General features: G+C 70.2%; 21 protein-coding genes and 1 pseudogene. 11 read left to right on the forward strand and 11 right to left on the reverse strand.

Annotated elements, in window-relative coordinates; translation table 11 throughout:
• The first annotated feature begins 17 nt into the window (after positions 1 to 17).
• Complete coding sequence (locus JMO03_RS16580; RefSeq protein ID WP_202844848.1) at positions 18 to 929, forward strand: M48 family metallopeptidase; 912 nt, start codon at positions 18 to 20, stop codon at positions 927 to 929.
• A gap of 62 nt (positions 930 to 991) precedes the next feature.
• Here JMO03_RS16580 and phbB (JMO03_RS16585) read toward each other — a convergent pair whose 3' ends face one another.
• The 4 genes from phbB (JMO03_RS16585) to gluQRS all read right to left on the reverse strand — a co-directional run bounded on the left by phbB (JMO03_RS16585) (position 992) and on the right by gluQRS (position 4203).
• Complete coding sequence (gene phbB, locus JMO03_RS16585; RefSeq protein ID WP_202844849.1) at positions 992 to 1732, reverse strand: acetoacetyl-CoA reductase; 741 nt, start codon at positions 1730 to 1732, stop codon at positions 992 to 994.
• A gap of 63 nt (positions 1733 to 1795) precedes the next feature.
• Positions 1796 to 2287 carry a polyhydroxyalkanoate synthesis repressor PhaR gene (gene phaR / locus JMO03_RS16590; RefSeq protein ID WP_202844850.1) on the reverse strand — a complete coding sequence of 164 codons (492 nt, stop codon included), beginning with the start codon at positions 2285 to 2287 and terminating at the stop codon, positions 1796 to 1798.
• Positions 2288 to 2502: 215 nt separating this feature from the next.
• Complete coding sequence (gene phbB, locus JMO03_RS16595; protein ID WP_202844851.1) at positions 2503 to 3243, reverse strand: beta-ketoacyl-ACP reductase; 741 nt, start codon at positions 3241 to 3243, stop codon at positions 2503 to 2505.
• Between the two features lie 48 nt (positions 3244 to 3291).
• A complete protein-coding gene (gene gluQRS / locus JMO03_RS16600; RefSeq protein WP_202844852.1) occupies positions 3292 to 4203 on the reverse strand; it encodes a tRNA glutamyl-Q(34) synthetase GluQRS in 912 nt (303 codons plus the stop codon).
• Positions 4204 to 4343: 140 nt separating this feature from the next.
• On the opposite strand from gluQRS, the gene htpX reads away from it, so the two are divergent.
• Positions 4344 to 5231 (forward strand): protease HtpX, encoded by an 888-nt coding sequence (gene htpX, locus JMO03_RS16605; RefSeq protein ID WP_202844853.1) that lies wholly within the window; start codon positions 4344 to 4346, stop codon positions 5229 to 5231.
• Between the two features lie 185 nt (positions 5232 to 5416).
• On the opposite strand, the gene JMO03_RS16610 is transcribed toward htpX, so the two are convergent.
• Both JMO03_RS16610 and epmB read right to left on the reverse strand, forming a co-directional pair.
• Positions 5417 to 7507 (reverse strand): EAL domain-containing protein, encoded by a 2091-nt coding sequence (locus JMO03_RS16610; RefSeq protein ID WP_202844854.1) that lies wholly within the window; start codon positions 7505 to 7507, stop codon positions 5417 to 5419.
• 63 nt (positions 7508 to 7570) lie between these two features.
• Positions 7571 to 8584 carry an EF-P beta-lysylation protein EpmB gene (epmB, locus tag JMO03_RS16615; protein WP_202844855.1) on the reverse strand — a complete coding sequence of 338 codons (1014 nt, stop codon included), beginning with the start codon at positions 8582 to 8584 and terminating at the stop codon, positions 7571 to 7573.
• 73 nt (positions 8585 to 8657) lie between these two features.
• On the opposite strand from epmB, the gene efp reads away from it, so the two are divergent.
• The 8 genes from efp to JMO03_RS16655 all read left to right on the forward strand — a co-directional run bounded on the left by efp (position 8658) and on the right by JMO03_RS16655 (position 17070).
• Positions 8658 to 9224, forward strand: a complete 567-nt coding sequence (gene efp, locus JMO03_RS16620) for an elongation factor P (protein WP_202844856.1) — start codon at positions 8658 to 8660, stop codon at positions 9222 to 9224.
• Between the two features lie 467 nt (positions 9225 to 9691).
• Positions 9692 to 11035: a TRZ/ATZ family hydrolase gene (locus JMO03_RS16625; protein ID WP_202844857.1), complete on the forward strand. Its 1344-nt coding sequence runs from the start codon at positions 9692 to 9694 to the stop codon at positions 11033 to 11035.
• An 83-nt stretch (positions 11036 to 11118) separates the two neighbouring features.
• The gene (ubiG, locus tag JMO03_RS16630) at positions 11119 to 11841 is read left to right on the forward strand and encodes a bifunctional 2-polyprenyl-6-hydroxyphenol methylase/3-demethylubiquinol 3-O-methyltransferase UbiG (protein ID WP_202844858.1); all 723 of its coding nucleotides are present in this window, start codon (positions 11119 to 11121) and stop codon (positions 11839 to 11841) included.
• Positions 11842 to 12010: 169 nt separating this feature from the next.
• Positions 12011 to 12709: a phosphoglycolate phosphatase gene (gene gph / locus JMO03_RS16635; RefSeq protein WP_202844859.1), complete on the forward strand. Its 699-nt coding sequence runs from the start codon at positions 12011 to 12013 to the stop codon at positions 12707 to 12709.
• 14 nt (positions 12710 to 12723) lie between these two features.
• Complete coding sequence (locus JMO03_RS16640; RefSeq protein WP_202844860.1) at positions 12724 to 13383, forward strand: isoprenoid biosynthesis enzyme family protein; 660 nt, start codon at positions 12724 to 12726, stop codon at positions 13381 to 13383.
• 73 nt (positions 13384 to 13456) lie between these two features.
• A complete protein-coding gene (gene folE2, locus JMO03_RS16645; RefSeq protein WP_202844861.1) occupies positions 13457 to 14380 on the forward strand; it encodes a GTP cyclohydrolase FolE2 in 924 nt (307 codons plus the stop codon).
• 53 nt (positions 14381 to 14433) lie between these two features.
• On the forward strand, positions 14434 to 16113 hold the full coding sequence (locus JMO03_RS16650) for a sensor domain-containing diguanylate cyclase (protein WP_202844862.1): 1680 nt from the start codon (positions 14434 to 14436) through the stop codon (positions 16111 to 16113).
• Between the two features lie 15 nt (positions 16114 to 16128).
• The gene (locus JMO03_RS16655) at positions 16129 to 17070 is read left to right on the forward strand and encodes a C40 family peptidase (RefSeq protein ID WP_238346243.1); all 942 of its coding nucleotides are present in this window, start codon (positions 16129 to 16131) and stop codon (positions 17068 to 17070) included.
• A 396-nt stretch (positions 17071 to 17466) separates the two neighbouring features.
• On the opposite strand, the gene JMO03_RS16660 is transcribed toward JMO03_RS16655, so the two are convergent.
• The 3 genes from JMO03_RS16660 to yidD are packed head-to-tail and all read right to left on the reverse strand — an operon-like array spanning position 17467 to position 19988.
• Entirely contained in the window at positions 17467 to 18411 is a 945-nt protein-coding gene (locus tag JMO03_RS16660; RefSeq protein ID WP_238346244.1) for a M23 family metallopeptidase, read from the reverse strand.
• Positions 18408 to 19754, reverse strand: a complete 1347-nt coding sequence (locus JMO03_RS16665) for a dihydroorotase (RefSeq protein WP_202844863.1) — start codon at positions 19752 to 19754, stop codon at positions 18408 to 18410. Before JMO03_RS16665 ends, JMO03_RS16660 begins: the two co-directional genes overlap by 4 nt.
• On the reverse strand, positions 19755 to 19988 hold the full coding sequence (gene yidD / locus JMO03_RS16670; protein WP_202844864.1) for a membrane protein insertion efficiency factor YidD: 234 nt from the start codon (positions 19986 to 19988) through the stop codon (positions 19755 to 19757).
• Between the two features lie 97 nt (positions 19989 to 20085).
• Between yidD and dksA the strand changes: the two genes are divergently transcribed.
• Positions 20086 to 21033: an RNA polymerase-binding protein DksA gene (gene dksA / locus JMO03_RS16675; RefSeq protein ID WP_337926436.1), complete on the forward strand. Its 948-nt coding sequence runs from the start codon at positions 20086 to 20088 to the stop codon at positions 21031 to 21033.
• Positions 21034 to 21216: 183 nt separating this feature from the next.
• Here the strand turns inward: dksA and JMO03_RS16680 are convergent.
• Together JMO03_RS16680 and JMO03_RS16685 are read right to left on the reverse strand one after the other, a co-directional pair.
• Positions 21217 to 22469: pseudogene (locus JMO03_RS16680) on the reverse strand (MFS transporter).
• Positions 22466 to 22909 (reverse strand): SufE family protein, encoded by a 444-nt coding sequence (locus tag JMO03_RS16685; protein WP_337926437.1) that lies wholly within the window; start codon positions 22907 to 22909, stop codon positions 22466 to 22468. Before JMO03_RS16685 ends, JMO03_RS16680 begins: the two are co-directional and overlap by 4 nt.
• Positions 22910 to 23142: the final 233 nt, after the last annotated feature.

The raw sequence follows: 23142 nt of genomic DNA on the forward strand, positions 1-23142 counted from the left end.
GCAGCGGAGGCAGGGCGATGCGACGTGACCCGTTCGGTGGCCGCCACGGACGACAGTCCGCAGGGCGCAAGCGCGGCATCAACCCGCGCTTCATCATCCTGCTGCTGTTCGCCGGCTACGGCGTCTACTACTGGTTTTCCAACCAGGCGGTCGATGCGGTCACCGGCGAGTCGGTGCTGATCGACAAGGGCCTGTCGATCGAGGACGAGAAGGCGCTCGGCCTGCAGGCCTACCAGGAGATCCTGTCGCAGGAGCAGCCGGTCGATCCCAATTCCCAGATCGCGCGCCAGGTGCGCAGCATCGCCGAGCGCCTGGTCGCCAAGGTGCCGGAGGTCGAGGCTGCGCTCGCGGCCGAACACGACCTGCCGGCGCCGACGTTCTCGCGCGGCTTCGAATGGGAGGTCAACGTCATCCAGTCCGAGCAGGCCAACGCCTTCTGCCTTCCCGGCGGCAAGATGGCGGTGTACACCGGACTGGTGCCGGTGGCGCAGAACGAGAATGCGATGGCGGTGGTGATGGGGCACGAGATCGCGCATGCGCTGCTGCGCCACGGCGCCCAGCGCATGGCCCAGCAGAAGCTCACGCAGGTCGGGCAGATGGCCGGCGCGATGAGCGGCATGGACCCGCAACAGCAGCAGATGATCATGGCCGCGATGGGCTATGGCTACCTGTTGCCGTACGCGCGCAAGCACGAGATCCAGGCCGACGAGGTGGGGCTGATGCTCGCCGCGGCCGCCTGCTTCGATCCCCAGGAGGCGGTGCCGCTGTGGGAGCGGATGGGCGAAGCCAGCGGCGGCCAGGCGCCGCCCGAGTTCTCCTCCACCCACCCCAACCCCGGCACCCGCATCGCCAACCTGCAGTCGCTGATGCCCAAGGCGCTGGATTACCGCAAGCGCTTCTGCACGGAGGCAGCCGGCGCCGCTCGCTAGCGCCCGGGTGTCGATCGCCTGGGGATTGCCCGGCCAGTCGCGGCCGGATGGAGCCTGCCGGCTCAGAACGCCATGTACAGGCCGCCGTTGACCGGGATGTTGGCGCCGGTGATGTAGCCGGCCCCGTCGTCGCTCAGGAACTCGACGGTGCGCGCGATCTCGTCCGGATGGCCGAGGCGGCCGACCGGGACCTTGTCCACGATGCCCTGGCGGATCTCGTCTGGAATCGCCGCCACCAGCGCGGTCTCGCAGTAGCCCGGCGAGATCGAATTGACGGTCACGCCCTTGCGCGCCACCTCGCGCGCGAGCGCCATGGTGAAGCCGTGCATGCCGGCCTTGGCGGCGGAATAGTTGGTCTGGCCGAACTGGCCGGTCTGGCCGTTGACCGAACTGATGTTGACGATGCGGCCGAAGCCGCGTTCGACCATGCCGCCGATCGCGTGCCGGCACAGGTTGAACACGCTGTCGAGGTTGACCGACAGCACCGCGTCCCATTGCGCGCGCTCCATCTTGCGCAAGGTGGTGTCGCGGGTGATGCCCGCGGCGTTGACCAGGATGTCGAGCGGGCCGTGCGCGGCCTCCACGTCGCGCACGAAGGCCTCGCAGGCATCGAAATCGGACACGTCCAGCGCCGCGAAGTGGATATCGAGGCCGTCGACCTCGTGCTCGAAACGCGCGATCCGCTCGGGGTTGCCGCCGAGGTCGGCGGCGACGACGCGGCGACCGGCGCGCGCCAGCGCGATACAGATGGGCGTGCCGAGTCCGCCGATGCCGCCGGTGACGACGGCCAGTCGTTTGCTCATGGGGATGCTGTGGAGAGGGGAAGAAAAGTCGAACGGCCGTCGCCGGCCGCGTGTCGCGGACGATCAGCGGCCGCGCTTGTTGTCCGGCGGGCGCCGGTCCGGGTCCGGCTTCTGGCCGACGCTGCCGGTCAGGTTCTTCTGGAACTCCTTCCACAGCTCCATGTTGCGCTCGGTGAGCTGGTTCATCATCGCCCACGGCGTCTGCCCGAGCACACCGCCCATCTGCTGGCGGAACTGCTGCTGCTGGTCGAGGAACACCTGCATCGAGCGTTCCAGGTAGCTGCCCATGAACCCCTGCAGCGAATCGCCGTAGAAGCGGATGATCTGGCTGAGCAACTGGGTCGAGAGCACCGGCTCGCCGTCGGACTCGTGCTCGGCGATGATCTGCAGCAGGACCGAGCGGGTGAGGTCGTCGCCGGACTTGGCGTCGCGGACCTCGAACTCCTCGCCGTCGACGATCAGCTGGCGCACGTCCTCGATCGTGATGTAGCTCGAGATCTCGGTGTCGTACAGGCGGCGGTTGGGGTACTTCTTGATGATCCGGGTCGAAGCCATTGGAACGGATGCCCGAAGGATGGTGCCGCGCAGCATGGCGCAGCGCAGCACGGCTTGCAAGCCGACGCGTTCAGGCCTCTCGGCGCGGATGCCGCCGTGCCGGCGGGCGGGACCGCGTGCTGCGCAACATACGGGCGCGTCCGGTGCGGAAGTGGGCAGCAAGAAGGCCGGCATCGCCGGCCTTTTCGCTGTCGCAGCAGCGGCCCGGGTTTCCGCTACCAGCCCATGTGGTGGCCGCCGTTGATGTCGAGGTTGGAGCCGGTGATCCACGCGGCCTGTTCGTCCACCAGGAAGGCCACCGCGTAGGCGATCTCCTCGGGCTTGCCCAGGCGCCCGGTGGGGATGTCGGCGGCGATCTTGGCGCGCACTTCCTCGGGCACCGCCATCACCATGTCGGTGGCGACGTAGCCGGGCGAGACGGTGTTGACGGTGATGCCCAGCTTGGCGTTCTCGCGCGCCAGGGAGATGGTGAAGCCGTGCATGCCGGCCTTCGCCGCGGCGTAGTTGGCCTGGCCGTACTGGCCCTTGAGGCCGTTGATCGAGCTGATCTGGATGATCCGGCCCCATTTGCGCTCGCGCATGCCCTCGATGATCGGACGGGTGACGTTGAACACCGAGTTGAGGTTGGTGTTGATCACGTCGTTCCACTGCTCGGCCTTCATCTTGTGGAAGGTGCCGTCGCGGGTGATGCCGGCGTTGTTGACCAGGATGTCGATCGGGCCGAGGAGCCGTTCGACCTCGCGCACCATCGCCTCGGCCTCCGCCGGCGAGGTCACGTCGCCCTTGACCAGGGTGAAGTCGTAGCCGTCGGCCTTCATCTGCGACTGCCAGGCCCGGGCCTTTTCCTCGCTGCGGTAGTTGGTCGCGACCTTGTGGCCCTGATCCGCAAGCTTCTTGCAGATCGCCGTGCCGATTCCGCCGGTACCACCGGTCACCAGAGCCACCCGTGTCGTCATGTCCTGCTTCCTTCCCGTTTTCGCCGCCGCCGCGGCACCGGGGACAGTCTAGTCGCCGAGGGCGACAGTCGTGTTGTGCATCGCGGCGCGGAACGCGACCGGTGCGTGCGGGATCCGCGCCGGCTCGAAGGCGGCGATCGCGGCCGCGAGGAAGACTTCCGGCGAACCGGCGGCGCCGACCGCGCCCGGGTTCTGGCCGAGTACCCGCCAGGCCACGCGCAACGCAGGCAATGGCGCGCGCTCGTCCAGGGGCAAGGCGGCCTGCGACTTCGACAGCTTGCGCCCGGCCTCGTCGAGCACCAGCGGCAGGTGCGCGTAGCGCGGCGTCGGCAGCCCGAGGCGCCGCTGCAGCAGGATCTGGCGCGGGGTGGAATCGAGCAGGTCTGCGCCACGGGCCACGTCGGTGACGCCCTGCGCGGCGTCGTCGACGACCACCGCCAGCTGGTAGGCCCACAGGCCGTCGGCGCGGCGCAGGACGAAGTCGCCGACCGTGGAGGACACGTCCTGGCGCATACGGCCGTGGATCGCGTCGACGAATTCGATGGCCGTGCCGGCGGGGACGCGCAGGCGGATGGCCGGATCCGGACGCCGCGCGCCGGCGATGCAGCGCCGGTGGATGCCGCCGCTGCGGGCCAGTGCGGTGCGGCTGCAGTGGCAGACGAACGCGTCGCCGCTGTCCAGCAGCCGTTCCAGCGCTTGCAGATAGGCCGCGCCGCGGGTGCCCTGCCAGAGCACGGGGCCGTCGCCATGCAGGCCGAAGGCGGCCAGCGTCTGCAGTTGCGCCTGCGCCGCGCCCGGCACCTCGCGCGGTGGATCGAGGTCCTCGACCCGCACCAGCCATTCGCCGTCCGCACGCCGTGCCAGCAGCCAGCTGCCGAGCGCGGCGACCAGCGAACCGAAGTGCAGGGGTCCGGTGGGCGAGGGCGCGAAGCGGCCGCGATAGGCGATGGAGGCGGGCATGGACGGCGGCTGAATGGTTCGGCGGGCGGACGCCGCCCGGCACGATGATCGCCGCGCGCGACTTGAATTTCACCTCCGGCAACCATAATCGTTGCAGACGACGGGCAATCACGACACCCGACTCCCGAAGAGACCCGACCATGTTCAAACGCATCACCCTGTTCCTGCTGACCAACCTCGCGGTGCTGGCTCTGGTCAGCATCGTCATGGCGATCTTCGGCGTGAACCCCTCGACCTTCGCCGGCCTGCTGGTGTTCGCCGCGCTGTTCGGTTTCGGCGGTTCGCTGCTGTCGCTGTTCCTGTCGAAATGGACCGCCAAGCGTTTCAGCGGCGCGCTGGTGATCGCGCAGCCGCGCAACGAGACCGAGCGCTGGCTGGTCGAGACGGTGCGGCGCCAGGCGCAGGCCGCGGGCATCGGCATGCCCGAGGTGGCGGTCTACGACGCACCGGAAATCAACGCCTTCGCCACCGGTGCCAACCGCAACAACGCGCTGGTCGCGGTCTCGACCGGCCTGCTGCGCTCGATGGACCGCGACGAGGCCGAGGCGGTGCTGGGGCACGAGGTCGCGCACGTCGCCAACGGCGACATGGTGACGATGGCGCTGCTGCAGGGTGTGCTCAACACCTTCGTGATCGTGCTCGCGCGGGTGGTGGCGCGTGCGCTCAGCCAGTACATGGGCCGCGACATGGGCGGGATGGCGTATTTCGCCGTGGTGTTCGCCCTCGACATGATCTTCGGCCTGTTCGCGAGCATGATCGCGATGTGGTTCTCGCGCCATCGCGAATTCCGCGCCGACGCCGGCGGTGCGGCCCTGGCCGGCAGGCACAAGATGATCGCCGCGCTCGAGCGGCTGGCGCAGAACCACGGCCAGAACACGCTGCCCAAGCAGATCGCCGCGTTCGGCATCAGCGGCGGCATCGGCCACGGCCTCAAGCGCCTGCTGATGAGCCATCCGCCGCTGGAAGAGCGCATCGCCGCCCTGCGCGCCGCGCCGCCCGAGGCACTGCGCGAGGGCGTGCTGGTGTGAGGAGCCGTGATTGGTGACTGGTGATTGGGCGCCCTCCGGGCCCTGTCAATCCGTCATCGACGAAAACGCAGAAAGGCGCGGACTTCCGCGCCTTTCGCTTTTCTCGAATCACCAATCACGAATCACCAGTCACCAGTCACCAATCACCAATCACGAATCACGAATCACGAATCACCACACGTCCATCACTCGAAATCGTAATTCATCACCGGGCTGGCAGTGGCCAGGAAGTGGCCCTCGACGTAGTCCACGCCCGACGAGAACAGGATCGACATGCTGGCCGCGTCCTGCACGTATTCGGCGATGGTGCGGATGCCCAGTTCCCGCGCGCGCTTGGCGATGTCGCGCACCCGCGCCTGGTTCTCCTCGTTGCGCGGCAGGTCCTCGATGAAGCTGCGGTCCATCTTGAGGATGTTCGGTTTCAGGTGCGCCAGCAGCTGGAACGAATCCAGGCCGACGCCGAACTGCTCCAGCGCGAGCCGGCAGTCGAAGCGGCCGATCGCATCGGCGAAGGACTGTGTCGCCTTCAGGTGGGTGAACACCTTGGCCTCGGGCAATTGCAGGACCAGGTACTCGCCCGGGACCCCGTGCGCCAGCAACTGCTCGCCGATGAACGCGGCCAGCCCCGTGTCGTCGAGCGCGGCCTGGGTCACCTTGACCAGCAGCGTCGTCGGGCGATTGGACGCGATGCGCTGGCCGAGCACCGAGATCGCCTGGCCGATCACCGCCCGGTCGATTTCGCCGAGCAGGCCGTGCTCCTCGGCGATCTGCATGAAGTTGCCGGGCGAGATCAGCTGGCCGTCGCCCGGGTCCAGGCGCAGCAGCGTCTCGTAGGTCGCGCCGGTGTCGCCCTGCAGGTTGATGATCGGCTGGTAGTGCAGCACGAAGCGCTGGTTGTCGAGGGCGTCGCGCAGGCGCGACACCCAGGCGCGCACGTGCTCCTCCTCGGCGCGGTCCATCGCGGCGGGGTCGAAGATCTCGTAGCGGTTGCCGCCCACGCCGCTGGACGATTCGGCGCCCTGGGTCGCCTTGGCCAGCACCTGGGAGACGCTGGCGATCTTCTCGCCGATCTGCACGCCGCCGATGCTGGCGGTGATCACGCTCGAGCGGGTGCCGATCGAGAATACGTCCGCGGAGAAGGCCGCGAGGATACGTTCGGCCAGCGCCGAGGTGCCCGCGTAGTCGCTGCCGCGGAGCAATACCGCCAGCGTGTGCTCGGAGAAGCGCGCGCCGATCGCGCGTCCGCCGAACTCCGCGTCGCGCAGCAGCGCCTGCAGCCGCTCGCCGATCGCGGCCAGCAGCGAGTCCGCCGAATCCAGGCCGATGTCCTGCAGCAGCCGGTGGTAGTGGTCGGGCTCGATCAGCAGCAGGCCGTGCTGGCCGTTGTTCTGGCCGGCGTCGTCGACCGCGTCCTCGAGCGACCGCAGGAAGGTCGGACGGTTGAGCAGGCCGGTCACCTGGTCGCGCTGGCGCAGTTCCTCCAGTTCCTGGGCCAGTTCGGGATCGAATTCCTGGCGGCGGAGCACCACCTGCAGGCAGGGTTCGCCCTCGTACTGGGCCTGGGTGAATTCCATCGAGGCCGGGAACCCGTTGCCCTCGAGGTCGCGTGCCTCGAGTTCGTAGCGCGGCGGCGGCGGTTCGCCCTTGGCGAGCGACCTGAGCAACTGCTTGAAATCCTCGACGTGCTGCGAGCCGACCATGTCCAGCAGCGACATCCCCTCGATGTCCTCGAAGCTGTCGTAGCCGAACATCTCCAGATAGGCGCTGTTGGCGCGGATGTGCATGCCTTCGTGCACGTAGGCGATGGGGTCGCGCGAGGACTCGATCAGTGCGTCGCAGCGGCGTTCGGTCTCGCGCAGGCGCGCCTCCAGGCGGCGCTGGGCGCGACGTGCCTCGAGGTCGTCCCATTCGTTGCGGACCTGGGAGAGGACCTGCTGCGGCCGGTGGCGGAGCGCGACGGCACGGGCCCCGGCGCTCAGGACCGCGTCGTATTGCGCCTCGTCGAGGCGTTCCGCGATCGCGATCACCGGCAGGTCCTTGCCGGTGCCCGTGACCAAGCTCATGGCGTCCTCGAACGTCAGCGACTGCGCCGCCAGCGCCGCCAGCACGAGGTCGGCGGGTCCCGCCAGCGCGGTGGTGAGTTCCTCCGCGGTGGCGGCCCGCACCGGGCGGACCGCGATCCCGGCATTGCGCAGGCCGCTGACCAGCGCCTCGGCGTCCTCGACGCGCTCGTCGACGATCAGCAGGCGCAGGGCGTTGTCAGGCTTCTTCGGCATGCGGTCCTCCGGTGGAAGCGGGGTTATGCCATGGCGCCGCGGGTCGCGTCCATTGCAGTGGGTTCACAGTGGGCGCTTGGACCCATCCCCGGCCACCTCGCGCACCAGTCGCGGCAGCAGGTAGCCGGGCAGGCGCGTGCGCAGGGCGGCGTGCAGGGCCAGCGCCTCGTGGTCGGGGACCTCGAAATGCGCGGCGCCGGCGACCCGGTCGAGCTGGTGCAGGTAATAGGGCAGCACCCCGGCGGCGAAGCCGCGTTCATGGAGCGCGGCCTGGGCGTCGACCGTATCGTTGACCCCGCGCAACAGCACGGCCTGGTTGAGCAGGGTCGCGCCGCAGGTGCGCAGCGCCGCGATCGCCGCATCGACCTGCGCATCGAACTCGTTGGCGTGGTTGGCATGGAGCACCACCACCACCGGCCAGGGCAGCGCCGACAGCCAGGCGAGGAGGACGTCGTCGACCCGTTCCGGCAGCACCACCGGCAGCCGGGTGTGGATGCGCAGGCGGCGGACGTGGGGGATGGCGGACAGCGCCCCGGTCAGCTCGGCGAGCTTGGACGTCGCCAGCGACAGCGGATCGCCGCCGGACAGGATCACCTCCTGCAGCGAGTCGTCGCCGCGCAGGGTGTCCAGTGCCGCGCGCCAGCCCGCCGCCGCCGCGGTCTGCTCGGCATAGGGGAAGTGCCGGCGGAAGCAGTACCGGCAATGGACCGCGCAACTGCCGGTGGCGACCAGCAGGGCGCGTCCGGCGTACTTGTGGATCACGCCGTGGCCGGCGCGGGCGGCGGCGTCGCCCACCGCGTCCAGCGAGAAGCCGGGGACCAGGCGCAACTCGGCATCGAGTGGCAGCACCTGGCGCAGCAACGGGTCGTTCGGATCGCCCGGGCGCATCCGGGCCGCGAAGCCGCGCGGCACGCGCAACGGGAATTGGGCGGCCGCGGCATCGGACACACCCGCCAGGCCGTCCAGGCCCAGCAGCGACAGCAGTTCGCGCGGGTCGCGGATGGCTTCGCGCCAGTGCTGCTGCCAGCCTCTCGGCTGCAGCCGGGCGGGGGCAGCAGGTATCATGGTGGTTTGCATGTCTTCGCCCGGCGCGCCGGACCTACCGATTCCCACATTCTAGCCGCCCGCGGGCGGTCCAGCAGGAGACCCCATGGCCAGTTTGGGCATGAACGACGTCAAGAACGGCCAGAAGATCCTGGTCAACAACGAACCGGCGATCATCACCGAGACCGACTACGTCAAGCCGGGCAAGGGCCAGGCGTTCACCCGCGTGCGCTACCGCCTGATCAAGTCCGGCCGGGTGCAGGAAATCACCATGAAGTCCACCGATTCGGTCGAAGCCGCCGATGTGGTCGATACCGACATGCAGTACCTGTACAGCGACGGCGAGTACTGGCACTTCATGAACCCGGAGAGCTTCGAGCAGGTGCAGTCCGACGAGGCCGGCATGGGTGGCGCGGAGAAGTGGCTCAAGGGCGAGGAAACCTGCGTGGTCACCCTGTGGAACGGCACCCCGATCATGGTGACCCCGCCGAACTTCGTCGAACTGAAGATCGTCGAGACCGACCCCGGCGTGCGCGGCGATACCTCGGGCGGCGGCGGCAAGCCGGCCAAGCTCGAAACCGGCGCGGTGGTGCGCGTGCCGCTGTTCGTCGGCCAGGACGAGGTGATCAAGGTCGACACCCGCTCCGGCGACTACGTCAGCCGCGTGAAGTGACGCAACGGCCCACGCGCCCCGCGCGTGGCTGCCGTTGCGTCATCCCGAGCCGCAGGCGAGGGATCTTCTCACGAGCGATGCGATACACCGGGCCCACGCGCACCGCGCGTGGCTGCCGTTGCGTCATCCCGAGCCGTAGGCGAGGGATCTTGTCAGGCCGACGCGGGTCGCCGCAGCCCGATTCCTCACCCGCTGCACGGATTCGGAATGACAGCTAGTGGGGAGGACCGGCTGGCAGCATCGCTGGCACCTGCTCCCGCCGGCCGCGGCGTTTTGTCATCCCGAGCCGTAGGCGAGGGATCTTGCCGGGCGGCCGACGCGGGTCGCCGCAGGCGGATTCCTCACCCGCTGTGCGGGCCCAGACTGACGGATACCGCGACCCGGCTCTTCGCGCAGGTCCGGTTCCGGACAGCGATGCCGGGCGATCCGTCATCCGCTTGGCGCCTACGGGATGACAGAATGGCGCGATGACGAACAACCAAACCCCCGATCCCTGCGACCTCCTGATCGAAGCCGGTTTCGTGGTCCCGGTCCAGCCGCATGGCGTGGTGCTCGAGGACCATGCCGTGGCGATCCACGATGGCACGATCGTCGCGCTCCTGCCCACCCCGGAGGCACGCCAGCGCTTCAGCCCGGCCGAAACGGTCGCGCGCCCGGACGCGGCGCTGATCCCCGGCCTGGTCAACGCCCACACCCACAATCCCATGACCCTGCTGCGCGGCGTCGCCGACGACCTGCCGCTCAAGGTCTGGCTGCAGGGCCACATCTGGCCGATCGAGGGCGCCGTGATCAGCCCGGCCTTCGTCGAGGATGGCGTGACCCTGGCGATCGCCGAACTGCTGCGCGGCGGCGTGACCTGCGTCAACGAGAACTACTTCTTCCCCGACGTGCAGGCGGCTACCTACCGGCGCCATGGCTTCCGCGCGCGCATCGGCCTGCCGGTGATCGACTTCCCCACCGCCTGGGCCGCGAGCGACGACGAGTACTTCGACAAGGCCGGCGCGGTGCACGACCAGTGGCGCGACGATCCGCTGGTGGCCACCGCGTTCGCGCCGCACGCGCCGTACACCGTCAACGACGCCAACTTCGAACGCATCCGGATGCTGGCCGACCAGCTCGACCTGCCGGTGCACCTGCACCTGCACGAGACCGCGCAGGAAGTGGCGCAGTCGATCGACGAGCACGGCCAGCGCCCGATCGCGCGCCTGGACCGGCTGGGCCTGGTCAACGACCGCCTGATCGCGGTGCACATGACGCAACTGACCGAGGCCGAGATCCACCTGTGCGCGGAGCGCGGCGTCAGCGTGGTGCACTGCCCCGAATCGAACCTGAAGCTGGCCTCGGGCTTCTGCCCGGCCTGCGCCCTGGCACGCGCCGGGGTCACGCTCGCGATCGGCACCGACGGCGCGGCCAGCAACAACGACCTCGACATGTTCGGCGAAACGCGCACGGCGGCGATGCTGGCCAAGGCGGTCGCCGGCGATGCCGCCGCACTGGATGCGTTCACCGCGCTGCGCGCGGCGACGCTGGGCGGCGCGAAGGCGATCGGCTTCGACCACCTGGTCGGCTCGATCGAGCCGGGCAAGCAGGCCGACCTGGCCTGCGTCGACCTCTCCGCGCTGGAGACCCAGCCGCTGCACCATGTCGTGTCGCAACTGGTCTACGCCACCGGCCGGCAGCAGGTGGGCGACGTCTGGATCGCCGGCAAGCCGAAGCTGCGCGATCGCTGGCTGGTCGACATGGATGCGACCCGCATCGTCGCCAACGCGCGCCAGTGGCGCGAGCGCATCGCCGCGGTCGTGCTGCCGTAGCGGCGTCGCCAGCCGAGGCGGCGATCACGGGGGCAGGGGAAGGGCGGCCTACAATGCGCAGGCACGTACAGGATCCCATTTCGATGACGACCTCGCCAGGCAGCGCCGCGGGCGCCAACTTCCACCAACAGGAACTCGACAAGTTCGGCGCCATCGCCAACCGCTGGTGGGACCCCGATGGCCCGCAGAAGCCGCTGCATGCGCTGAACCCGGTGCGGCTGGACTACGTGGCGCGACGCAGGCCGCTGCAGGGCGCCAGCGTGCTCGACGTCGGCTGCGGCGGCGGCCTGCTGAGCGAGGCGATGGCGAAGCAGGGCGCGCAGGTCACCGCGATCGACCTCGCCCCGGAGCTGGTCAAGGTCGCGCGCCTGCACGGGCTGGAATCCGGGGTGAAGGTGGACTACCGCGTGCAGTCGGTCGAGGACCTCTCCGCCGAGCGCCCGGAGGCATTCGATGCCGTGACCTGCATGGAGATGCTCGAGCACGTGCCCGATCCGGCGGCGATCCTGCGCGCCTGCGCCGCCCTGCTGCGGCCCGGTGGACACCTGTTCGTGTCCACCCTCAACCGCACCCCGACCGCGTTCGCGCTGGCGATCGTCGGCGCCGAGTACATCGCGCGCCTGCTGCCCACCGGCACCCACCGCTACAGCGAGTTCATCAGGCCCTCGGAACTGGCCGCGTGGTTGCGCGAGGCCGGACTCGAGCTCGAGGACGTCAGCGGCATGATGTACGAGCCCTGGCGCAACGCAGCGCGGATCGTCTCGCGCACGGACGTGAACTACCTCGCGTGTGCGGTGAAGCGGTGAAGCCGTGATTGGTGGTTGGTGATTGGGATGCACAATCCGGTCCGGCCAGGCTGCGGCGGGGCGCTTTGATGGGATCACGAACGAATTCGATCGAGTCCTGGCTCGACGTCTTCACGGCGCTCGCTGAAGCGCAATGCGAACAAGGGAAAAGCCGGGAAGCGGCATGGCAATGACCGGATCACGAATCACGAATCACCAATCACGGTCTTACCCCCGCGGCGTGCTGTTCGACCTCGACGGGACCCTGCTCGACAGCGCGCCGGACATGCTGGCCACGGTCAACCGCATGCGCGCGGTGCGCGGTCGTGCGCCGATGGTGCTCGAAGCGTTGCGCCCCCACGTCTCGCGCGGTGCGCGGGCGATGGCATCGGCCGCGTTCCCCGACGTGCCGCCCGAACAGGTACCGGAGCTGGTGCCCGAGTTCCTCGCCGTCTACCGCGAGGAACTGGGCCTCCACGGCCGGCCGTTCGAAGGCGTCGAGGCGCTGCTGGCGGAACTCGAGGGCGACGGCACGCGCTGGGGCATCGTCACCAACAAGCCCGAAACCCTCGCCCGCGACCTGTTGCCCGGCCTGGGCTGGGCATCGCGCTGCGGCGTGCTGGTCGGCGGCGACACCCTGGCGGAGCGCAAGCCGCATCCGCTGCCGCTGCTGCATGCGGCGCAGGCGCTCGGACTCGATCCGGGGAGCTGCGTGTACGTCGGCGACGACCGCCGCGACATCGATGCCGCGCGCGCCGCCGGGATGGCCTCGGTGGTGGCGCTGTGGGGCTACCGGCTGGACGACGACGATCCCGCCGCCTGGCAGGGCGATGCCATGATCGAGGCGGCTGCGGATCTGCTCGATCCGGCGGTCTGGCCCGGCCGCTAGGGGCGTTCGCGCAGATGGCGGAATCCGCATCGCTGGAGAGCTTCCTCGACAAGTGGCGCGCGCGCTGGCCGGAGTGGGGCGTGCTGCTGGTCTTCGTGCCGCGCGGGCAGCGGGTGGCGGCGGCAGCCTGGTATTGCCTGCTGCAGGAGCTTGCGGATGCGGCCTGGGGCGGCGGCGATCCCACGCCGGGCCTCGCCAAGCTCGCCTGGTGGCAGGAGGAACTGCGCGGCTGGGCGCGCGGCGCGCGTCGTCATCCACTGGGCGATGCCCTGCAGAAGCAGCAGGCGCCGTGGGAGGCCCTGGGACGGGCGCTGACGGTGCTGCCGGCAACGCGCTCGCCGGAATCCGCCGAAGGGGATGTCGACGCGTTGCGCGCGTTCGCCGTCCAGTTGCTGGCGTGCGAGGCGGCGATGTTCGGAGGGCGCGGGCCGGACGACCACGTGGTCGTGGATGTAGTCGCGGGGCTGCGCGCCGAGCGGTCGCTGGTGCAGGGCGATCCCGGGATGGCCACGGGCCTGCGCCCCGGGTTGCGGCCTTGCGCACCGTCCCGGCCACGGCGTCTGCAGCAGGTGGTGGTGCGGGAGCGCCTGCGCCTGATGGAAGGGGGCGGTCCCAGTGCGCGTCCGGCGTCCTTGCGCATGCTGTTGGCGGGCTGGCGCGCCGCCCGCGGCTGAGGCAACGCTGCGTTGCGTGGGCGATCCGCAGGGAGCCGGTAAACTAGGCGCCTCCTTCCCCGAACGGTATCCCGTGACCCAGACCCCAGCCCACAGCCTGCCCGACGTCGCCGGCGATGCCGCCAGCGCCGCGCGCGCGCTCGACTGGGTTGGGATGGACCGGATCGCGCTACCGCTGCGGATCGCAGTGGCCGACGGTGCGGCGCCGCTGCTGGCCCCCGCCTCGGTCGACGTGGCCGTCGACCTGCGCGATCCCGATGCCCGTGGTATCCACATGTCGCGCCTGTACCTGCGGCTGCAGGACGCGCTCAGCGCGGAGCCGGCGGGTCACGCCGCCCTGCGGCGCGTGCTGCAGGACTGCATCGATTCGCAGCAGGGCCTGTCCACGCGCGCCCGGATTGCCATCCGCTACGGGCACCTGCTGCGGCGCCCGGCGCTGGCCAGCGACCACAGCGGCTGGAAGAACTACCCGGTGGAGGTGCGAGCGGAGCTGGCCGATGGACATTTCGCGCTGGACCTGGCGTTCTCCGTGGAGTATTCGAGCACCTGTCCCGCGTCCGCCGCGTTGTCGCGGCAGATGAACGCGCAGCGCTTCGCCGCGGACTTCTCCGCCGCCACGCCGCTGTCCACGGGGGTGGTGCGCGACTGGCTGGCCTCGCCGCGCGGCCTGGCCGCGACCCCGCACGCGCAGCGCAGCCGCGCCGACGTCAGCGTGCGCCTGCGTCCCGCCTTCGACCAGTTGCCGCTGGCCGAGCTGGTGGACGCGATCGAGGCCGCGCTCGGCACCCCGGTGCAGACCGCGGTCAAGCGCGAGGACGAGCAGGCCTTCGCCGCGCTCAACGCCGCCAACCTGATGTTCTGCGAGGACGCCGCGCGGCGGGTGGCGGCGGCACTGGCCGGGGACGCGCGGATCGAGCGCTTCGATGCCACCGTGTCCCATTTCGAGAGCCTGCACGCGCACGACGCGGTCGCAAGGGTGAGTTCCTCCCCACGCTGAAAGGTGACGGGGGCACGATCCCCGCGTGATCCCGATCGGCTACGATCGCGCCCATGGGGGATCCGTGGCGCCCGAGGTGGCGGCGCAGTCTTGGACTGTGCTTCCTGCTGCTTTGGTCGACTGCCTTGGGGGCGGTCGAGCTGACCGTGCGCGAGTTGCGCGACGACCCTCCCGCCGCCGAGGTACTGGGCGGGCAGCATGATGCGAATCTGCAGCCGCCCCGGGAGCGGGCGACGATCCAGCAGACCGCGCGCGAGACGCAGTGGTGGCGGATCGATGCCGCCGCCCCGGTCGCGGCCGACACCTCACCGAAGCTGGTGCTGCGCTCGCCGTTCCTGTATCGGGTCGAGGCCTGGGTGCCCGGCGCCGATGCGCCGACGCGGCACGCGCTGTACGGCGCACATGCCGACGACCGCTACTCCGCCCGTGCCCTGGTGGTCGATCTGCCGGCGGGGATCCCGGCCGGCGACCCGGTCTGGCTGCGGATCGAGCACCGCTCGACCATGCTCACGGCGGTCTCGGTGGAAACGCTCGACGACGTCCATCGCCAGGACCTCGGCCACGTCGCATGGCGCTCCCTCGTGCTCACCAGCCTGGCGGTGCTGGTGATCCTGGCGCTGGCGTTCTGGGGCGGTACCGGCGAACGCAGCTATGGTTACTTCGGCGCGATGCTGCTGTGCGCGGTCGGCTACCTGGCGGCGATCGGAGGCGACCTGCGCTGGCTGCCCTGGGCCGACATGGTGTTCGGCACCAGCGCGCAGACGAACCGCCTGTTCGGCTGCACCGGCATCGTGTTCAGCAACCTGTTCCAGCGCAGTTACCTCGACCTGCCGCGCAAGCTGCCGTGGTTGGACCGGTTGCTGGGCGTGGGCACCGCGGTGGCGGCGGTTTCGGCCGTCTGCACGCTGTTCGGCGACTGGCCGGTGTTTTCGATGGCGGGCAACTTCGCACTGCTGTATTCGGCGGTGGTCCTGGTGGTGGCGAGTGGCGTGCTGTCGATCGGAGGCGATCGGGTGGCCCGCGTGGTGCTGGCGTCCTGGATCTGGTTGTGCGCCTTCTCGTTCATGGCCGCGGCGCAGATGCTGGGCCTGTGGTCCGGGCCGGCGTGGCTGGGGCAGGGTCTGGCGGGCAGCTTCGTGATCGCCAGCCTGCTGCTGGCCATCGGTCTGCTCGACAAGCTGCTGCAGTTGCGCCGCGACCGGGACCACGCCAACCGCCAGGCGGTGATCGATCCGGTCACCAAGGCGATGAACCGGCAGGGCATCGAGGAGCGGCTGTACCGCGAGGTGGAGGATGCACGCGAACAGGGCGCGCCGCTGTCGATCGCCTTCATCGACGTCGACCGGTTCAAGGAGATCAACGACCGCCACGGCCACAGCGTCGGCGACCAGTGCCTGCGCATCGTGTCCTGGCGGCTGCGCAACCAGTTGCGCCGCAACGAGGCCATCGGCCGCTACGGCGGCGACGAGTTCCTGGTCGTGCTGCCGGGCCGGCGCCAGGACGAGGCGCTGTCGATCGCCGAGCGCATGCGCATCTCGGTGAACTGCCGCCCGCTGTCGATGGCGGAGCTGGAACTCCTCGCCACGCTCAGCATCGGCGTGGCGGAACTCGAACCGGGCGAATCGATGGCCAGCCTGTTCGAGCGCGCCGATGCCGCGCTGTATGCCAGCAAGTCGGCGGGACGCGACCGCGCCAGCGCGGCGGCCCCGCAGGAAGGATTGTGGACCGTCTGAACCGAGGAGAGCGAAATGGACACCAACACCACGCCCGACGCGCCACCGCTGCCGCTGGCGGACCTGCAGACCGGCGACATCCTGCTGATGCTCGGCGAAGGTCCGCTGTCGGAGCTGATCGCCTGGGCCAGCGACGGCGCCTACAGCCATGCGGCGGTGGTCGCGGACGGCGGCGACCTGATCGAGGCGGCGGCCTCCGGCGTGAGGCGCTATCCGCTGGCGCAGCGGATCGCCGACCAGGCGAACTACCATTTCATCGACGCCTACCGCATGCTCGGAGACGGCGGCGGTCCGCTCGAACCTGCCGACCTCGCCGACATCCTGGCCAAGGCCGAGTCGCTGCTCGGGATCCCGTACCCGATCGACCAGTTGGCGCTGCTCGGCGCGATCATGGCGGTGCGCGGCAAATGGCCGGTGCACCCGTGGGCGCGGCTGCTGGTGCGCGTGGCCCTTGACCACGCGCTGCCGGACTCCACCGGGGGCATGGTCTGCAGCGAGGTGGTGTATCGCGCCTATGCCGAATGCGCGGCGACCCCGCCCGGGCGACTGGCACCGGAGATCGTGGTCGGCGCGCGCGGCACGGCGCCCTTTCCCGACATCGACTGGAAGGCGCTGTTCGACGAGATCTGGCCGCTGCTCCGGCCCGGCGGGCGGCAGTCGCTGCAGGCGCCGCGCAACCAGCTCAACGCGATGAAGAGCGTCGACCTTGCAGGGCTGGGCGAGGCGGACGGATCGCTGCGCCCGGTCTCGGACGACGAACTGGAGCTGGCACGGCAGGCGGTGCTGGCGCAGTCGGCGCACGTGGTGGCGAACGAGGGCGCGGATGCATTGCTGCGCACCGGCGCCGGGCCGGTGGACCCGAAGCCGAACCCGCGGCTGGTATCGCCCGAGGATCTGGCGGACTCGCCGAGCGTCGCCCGGCTGGGCCGCCTGATGCAGCGAGCATCCGCCGCTTGAGCACCTCCGCCGATCCGCGCCGTCGACTCCAGTCCTGCGATATGGCTGAACGCGTCGCCACGCGCGACACAAGCACGTAGCCCGGGTAAGCGAAGCGCACCCGGGATGGGACGGCAGGCGTGCCGGGAACGGCGCAGGCGCCCCGGATGCGGCCTTCGGCCTTATCCGGGCTACGGCCGCCACACCACGTAGCCCGGGTAAGCGCAGCGCACCCGGGTGGGAGGATGCGGGCGCACCGCGAATCTGCGCAGGCGCCCCGGATGCGGCCTTCGGCCTTATCCGGGCTACGGCCGCCACACCGCGTAGCCCGGGTAAGCGAAGCGCACCCGGGATGGGGCGGCTGGCGCGCCGGGAGCCTGCGCGGCGCCCCGGATGCGGCCTTCGGCCTTATCCGGGCTACGGCGTGCGTTCAAGCACCAACTGGGGATCGATGCGCACGTCGAACCAGCTCATGCCCCAATGCAGATGCGGCCCCGTCGACCGCCCGGTCGAGCCCACGGCCGCGATCACCTGGCCCTGTTCCACCCGATCGCCGACCTTCACGTCGATCCGCGACAGATGCAGGAAGTTGCTGCTGATGCCATGGCCGTGGTCGACCAGCAGGGTGCCGCCGGTCAGGTACAGGTCCTTGTCGGCGAAGGTCACGACGCCCGCGGCGGGCGCGAGCACCGGCGTGCCGCTGGCGGCCGCGATGTCCATGCCCGAATGCGGCGCACCGGGCTTGCCGTTGTAGACGCGGGCGCGACCGAAACGGCCGCTGATGCGTCCCTCGACCGGGCGCACGAAGGCCTGGGTGAAATCGGCGCGGGCATCGTCGCGGACGCGCGCAGCTGCGACCCGCGCCTGCTCGCGGCGGATGCGTTCGGCGATGGCCGGCGGCGGGTCGACGGTTTTCGCCGGTACCCCGTTCACGCGTTGCAACGGCCAGTCGCGCGCGGCTACCGCGATGCCCGCCTCCTCGCGGCTGCCATCGGGGCGTACCACCGACACGACCAGCGGACCGACCGCATCGCGACCCACGCCGAACACCACGGTGCCGTAGCCGGTGGTGCGCAGCGTGCGTCCGGCGTGGGTCACGGTGCTGCCCGGCGGCACCTTGCCCAGGACCATCGCACCCTGCTGCACGCTGGCGGGAAACACCAGCCGGTCGTCCGACGTGGCGGGCGCCGCCGCCTTGTCGTCGGCGACAGCCGGCGACGGCAAGACCGCAGCGGACAGCGCGAACAGCGTCGGCACGAGCGCGAAGCCGGCGCGATGCCACCACCTTCCCTGGTCCGCCAGCTTCCCGTGCAACGCGATCGCCACCCGACCGCCCGCCGGCGGTCGCGGACGCCACGTCATCGGGCGAACTCCAGGCGCCGCCCGCGCGCCGGTCCGACCAGCGAGCTGCCGTCCCAGGCAAGCTCGCCGTTCACCCAGGTCGAGGCGATCCGCGAGCGGAAGCGCGTGCCTTCGAACGGCGACCAGCCGCACTTCGACAGGACGTCCTCGCGGCGGACCGTGAACGGGGTGTCGTCCACCAGCACCAGGTCGGCGAAACAGCCTTCGCGCAGGTAACCGCGCTCGTGCACGTCGAACAGTTGCGCCGGCGCGTGGGCGAACTTCTGCACCAACTGCGCCGTGGAGAAGTGGCCCTCGTGCACGCACTCCAGCGCCGCGACCAGCGCGAACTGCACCAGCGGCAGGCCGCTGGGCGCGCGCACGTAGGGATTGTGCTTCTCTTCCCAGGTGTGCGGCGCGTGGTCGGTGGCGAGCACGTCGATCACGTCGTCGGCCAGCGCCTGCAGCAGCGCTGCGCGGTCGGAGGCGTCCTTGATCGCCGGATTGCACTTGATCTGGTGGCCAAGGCGCGCATAGTCGGCGCGGTCGAAGCGCAGGAAGTGGATGCAGGTCTCGGCGGTGATCCGCTTGCGGCTGCCGTCGGCGCGGATCATCGGCCCGCGCTCGAACAGCGCCAGCTCGTCCGCGGTGGAGATGTGTAGCACGTGCAGGCGGGTGTCGTGGCGGCGCGCCAGCTCCAGCGCCAGGCGCGTGGACTTGATGCAGGCCTCGCGCGAGCGGATGTCGGGGTGGCACTGCGCCGGGATGTCGTCGCCGTACTTCGCCCGGTACTCGGCGAGGATCGCATCGATCGTCGGCGTGTCCTCGCAGTGGGTGATGATCGGCACCGGGGTGTCGCGGAAGATGGCGTCCAGTGTCTCCGGGTCGTCGACCAGCATGTTGCCGGTGGACGCGCCCATGAACACCTTCAGGCCGGGCGTGGCCTTCGGGTCGATGCCGCGCACGTCCTCGAGATTGTCGTTGCTGGCGCCGAAGTAGAAGCCGTAGTTGGCGCGGGCGCGACCCGCGGCCCGTGCGTACTTGTCCTCCAGCGCGGCGTTGTTCAGCGTCGGCGGGCTGGTATTGGGCATGTCCATGAAGCTGGTCAGGCCGCCGGCGACCGCGGCGGCCGACTCGCTGCCGATGTCGGCCTTGTATTCCATGCCAGGCTCGCGGAAGTGCACCTGGTCGTCGATCATGCCGGGCAACAGGCGGCGGCCGCCGGCATCGACCACCGTCTCGCCCGTCCGGGCCGCCAGCCCGCTGCCGATGGCGGCGATGCGGTCGCCTTCGATGCGCAGGTCGCCGTCGAACTCGCGGCCCTCGTTCACCAGGCGGGCATTGACGATCAGGGTGTCGGCCATTCAGCGGGTTCCGTCGGTCTTGGGGGGCACCGGATCCAGGCCGCCCGGGTGGAGGGGGTGGCAGCGACCGAGCCGGCGCAGCGCCAGCCAGCCGCCGCGGAGCGCACCGAAGCGACCGATCGCCTCCATCGCGTATTCGGAGCAACTGGGCACGAACCGGCAGCGCGGGCCCAGCAACGGGCTGATGAAGCGCTTGTAGCCCCGCAGCAGGGCGATGAGGAATCGGTCGATCACGGCTTCGGTCGGGTTCGGCGCGGTTGCCGCTGCCGCCGGGGCAGGGTATAACAGCCCGCTTTTCCCGTCCAAGGGAAACCAAGAGGAATTGCAGCAAGTGGTCGTCAAGAAGTCTGCGAAGAAAACCGCCAAGCCCGCGAAAGCGGCCAAGCCTGCCGCCCGCAAGGCGGCCAAGTCCGCCGCCAAGGCGGTGAAGAAGGCGCCTGCGAAGAAGGCCGCCGCCAAGCCGGTCGCCGCGCGCAAGGCGCCGGCGAAGAAGACGCCGGTCGCGAAGAAGGCGGCCAAGGCGCCGGCGAAGAAGGTCGCCGCCGCCAGGCCTGCTGCGGCGCCTGCGAAGAAGGCCGCCAAGCCGGTGGCGAAGAAGGCTGCGGCGCACGCCACCAAGACGGCGCCCGCCAAGTCCGCGCCCGCACCGAACAAGGCGCCGGCCCCGGTGAAGGCGGCGTCCGCACCTCCCGCCGCCAAGAAGGCGAAGGACGCCACGCCCGCCAAGGCGCCGCCGTCGCCCGCGCCCAGGCCGGCCACCCCGCGTGTGCAGGGCAAGGTCGCCGTCGCGGTGACCACCAAGTCCTCGACGCCGGCGGTGAAGCCGAAGTTCAAGGTCGTTCCCTACGAGACCGACCCCGAGTCGGGCCGCCCGATCCTGCCCGCGGGCTACAGGCCGGCCGCGGACGAGGAGTACATGAACCCGCTTCAGCTCGAGTACTTCCGGCAGAAGCTGCTCGCACGCCGCGAGGAACTGGTCGACGAGTCGCGGCAGACCATCGAGAACCTCAAGGACGAAGTGCGCGACGTCGGCGACGAGGCCGAGCGCGCCAGCCGCGAGACCGAGAACGCGCTGGAGCTGCGCACCCGCGACCGCTACCGCAAGCTGATCAACAAGATCGAGAGCATCATCCGTCGCGTCGACGAGGGCGACTACGGCTACTGCGTCGACACCGGCGAGGAAATCGGACTCGACCGGCTCGAAGCCAGGCCGCAGGCCGAACGCACCATCGATGCCCAGGAACGCTGGGAGCACATGCAGAAGCAGATGGGCGATTGAGCGGCCCGTGCATCTTCGATCCAGAGAACCCCGCTTCGGCGGGGTTTTTCTCTTCCCGGGGCCGGAGGCCGGCGAAATGCACCGGGTCTGCCTGGCCGCCAGGCGGAAGTCCGCCTCGACGCGGGCGGCTTCCCATGCGTGGACATTGTCGGCGGGCTGACGCAGGACGCCCGCCCAGGCGGGTCACTTCAGGTCGCTGAAATGCAGCCGGCGCAGCTTCGGCGAGCGCCAGGCGGTCGCGGCGGCGATGCCGATCGTGACGCATCCGCCGAGGACCACCGCCGGCACCAGGCCGAGCAGTCGCGCCATCGAGCCGGCATAGAAGGCGCCGATCTCGTTCGAGGAGCCCACGAACAGGCCGTTGATCGAAGAGACCCGCCCGCGCATCTCGTCGGGCGTCGCCAGTTGCATGATCGTCGAACGGGTGACCACGGAAACGCCGTCGCAGACGCCCGACAGCAGCAGGAACGCCGCCGACAGCCAGAAGGCCCCGGACAGCCCGAAACCGACCATGCACGCCCCGAACCCGCCACCGCCCACAGCAGGATGCGCCCGGCGTCGCGATCCAGCGGATGGCGCGCCAGCCACACGCCGACCGCCACCGCGCCCAGCGCGGGCGCCGCGCGCAGGATGCCCAGGCCCTCCGGCCCGTAGTGCAGGATCTCGGTGATGAACGCGGGCGCCAGCGAGATCGCGCCGCCGAACAGCACCGCGAACATGTCCAGCGCCAGCGCCCCCAGCAGGATCTGGTGCCCGAACACGAAGCGCGCGCCTTCGGCGATGCTGGCGAAGATCGGCGCGCGCTGCGGTCGCGGCGCCGGTTCGCTGACCCGCAGCAGAAGCATGGCCATCGCCGCGAGCGCCGCGAACACCGCGGCCACGCCGTAGGCGACGGGCTTGCCGGCCCAGCCGACCAGGAAGCCGCCGATCGCCGGCCCCGTCACCAGTCCGGACTGGAACACGATGCTGCCCAGGCTGGCCCCGCGCACGTACTGTTCGCGCGGCAGCACCCGGGCGAATACCGCGTTGTAGACCGGACCGAGGAAGGCGCGCACGCAGCCGGTCAGGGCGATCGCCGCGTAGATCGCCACGAGCCCGCCGGCGGTCCACCAGCCGGCCGCGATCGCCACCAGCAGCAGCGGCGTGATCGCAAGGCATGCGGCCGCGAACGCGCCGAGCCTGCGCCGCGGCAGCACATCGACCAGATGGCCGGCGAACGGCGCGACGCAGAAGTAGGGCACCACTTCGGCCAGCCCGATCAGGCCCAGCATCCAGGGGTCGCGCGTGAGTTCGTAGACATGCCAGCCGACGGTCACCGCCACGCCCTGGTAGGACAGGATCGTGAAGATCCGGAACCCCATCAGCAGGCGGAAGTCCCGGTTGCGCAGCGGCGCCGCGCGGCTGTCCTCCGGCCGCTTCGGCCCGCCCGGGCTCACGCCAGCGTGCGCTTGGCGGACTCTCGGATGAAGCCCAGCAATGCCGCCAGCCCGTTGTTGCGGGTCGGCGAGAGGTGTTTGGCCAGGCCGATGTCGGCGATGTAGTCGGCCTCGGTCTCGACGATCTCGCGCGTGCTGCGGCCCGAGTACACGCGCAGCGCGAGATAGATCAGGCCCGAGACGATGGCCGAATCGCTCGTCGCGCGGAAATCCAGCCGCGCCGCATCGCCCTCGGGCACGATCCAGACCATCGACTGGCAGCCGAGCAGGCGGTGTTCCTCGGACTTCCACTCCTCCGGGAACGGCGGCAGCTTGCGGCCGAGGTCGATCAGGTACTGGTAACGCTCGGACCAGTCGCTGAAGAAGGCGAATTCTTCCTTGATCGCGGCCTGGGCGGCGGCGGGGGTGGGTTCGAGGGGGAAGGGGGTGGGGGTGGTCACTTGGGATTCGCGTGGCGCCGCAGCGAGCGTGGGCGTTGATTGATGTGGAGACGATATTGTCGCAGATGGGGTGTGGTGAGGAGGGTGGCCACCGGCTCCCCCTTCCATGCCGGAGGGAGTTGCGTGTGACCTCTCTGGCGCGCCAGGACACATGTCAGGTTTTCGTCGTCACGCATCGGAAGTGCCAATCCGACCTTGTTGCCTGTGAAGTCAAGAGCGTTCCGTCCGCCTGC

This window comes from Luteimonas saliphila, assembly GCF_016774335.1.
In the GTDB taxonomy this organism is placed as follows: domain Bacteria; phylum Pseudomonadota; class Gammaproteobacteria; order Xanthomonadales; family Xanthomonadaceae; genus Luteimonas; species Luteimonas saliphila.

What these genes read in the sequence shown, in the direction of transcription:
- JMO03_RS16580 (WP_202844848.1), top strand. Translation starts at nt 18, where the DNA reads ATGCGACGTGACCCGTTCGGTGGCCGCCACGGACGACAGTCCGCAGGG.
- phbB (WP_202844849.1), bottom strand. Translation starts at nt 1,732, where the DNA reads ATGAGCAAACGACTGGCCGTCGTCACCGGCGGCATCGGCGGACTCGGC.
- phaR (WP_202844850.1), bottom strand. Translation starts at nt 2,287, where the DNA reads ATGGCTTCGACCCGGATCATCAAGAAGTACCCCAACCGCCGCCTGTAC.
- phbB (WP_202844851.1), bottom strand. Translation starts at nt 3,243, where the DNA reads ATGACGACACGGGTGGCTCTGGTGACCGGTGGTACCGGCGGAATCGGC.
- gluQRS (WP_202844852.1), bottom strand. Translation starts at nt 4,203, where the DNA reads ATGCCCGCCTCCATCGCCTATCGCGGCCGCTTCGCGCCCTCGCCCACC.
- htpX (WP_202844853.1), top strand. Translation starts at nt 4,344, where the DNA reads ATGTTCAAACGCATCACCCTGTTCCTGCTGACCAACCTCGCGGTGCTG.
- JMO03_RS16610 (WP_202844854.1), bottom strand. Translation starts at nt 7,507, where the DNA reads ATGCCGAAGAAGCCTGACAACGCCCTGCGCCTGCTGATCGTCGACGAG.
- epmB (WP_202844855.1), bottom strand. Translation starts at nt 8,584, where the DNA reads ATGCAAACCACCATGATACCTGCTGCCCCCGCCCGGCTGCAGCCGAGA.
- efp (WP_202844856.1), top strand. Translation starts at nt 8,658, where the DNA reads ATGGCCAGTTTGGGCATGAACGACGTCAAGAACGGCCAGAAGATCCTG.
- JMO03_RS16625 (WP_202844857.1), top strand. Translation starts at nt 9,692, where the DNA reads ATGACGAACAACCAAACCCCCGATCCCTGCGACCTCCTGATCGAAGCC.
- ubiG (WP_202844858.1), top strand. Translation starts at nt 11,119, where the DNA reads ATGACGACCTCGCCAGGCAGCGCCGCGGGCGCCAACTTCCACCAACAG.
- gph (WP_202844859.1), top strand. Translation starts at nt 12,011, where the DNA reads ATGACCGGATCACGAATCACGAATCACCAATCACGGTCTTACCCCCGC.
- JMO03_RS16640 (WP_202844860.1), top strand. Translation starts at nt 12,724, where the DNA reads ATGGCGGAATCCGCATCGCTGGAGAGCTTCCTCGACAAGTGGCGCGCG.
- JMO03_RS16650 (WP_202844862.1), top strand. Translation starts at nt 14,434, where the DNA reads ATGGGGGATCCGTGGCGCCCGAGGTGGCGGCGCAGTCTTGGACTGTGC.
- JMO03_RS16655 (WP_238346243.1), top strand. Translation starts at nt 16,129, where the DNA reads ATGGACACCAACACCACGCCCGACGCGCCACCGCTGCCGCTGGCGGAC.
- JMO03_RS16660 (WP_238346244.1), bottom strand. Translation starts at nt 18,411, where the DNA reads ATGACGTGGCGTCCGCGACCGCCGGCGGGCGGTCGGGTGGCGATCGCG.
- JMO03_RS16665 (WP_202844863.1), bottom strand. Translation starts at nt 19,754, where the DNA reads ATGGCCGACACCCTGATCGTCAATGCCCGCCTGGTGAACGAGGGCCGC.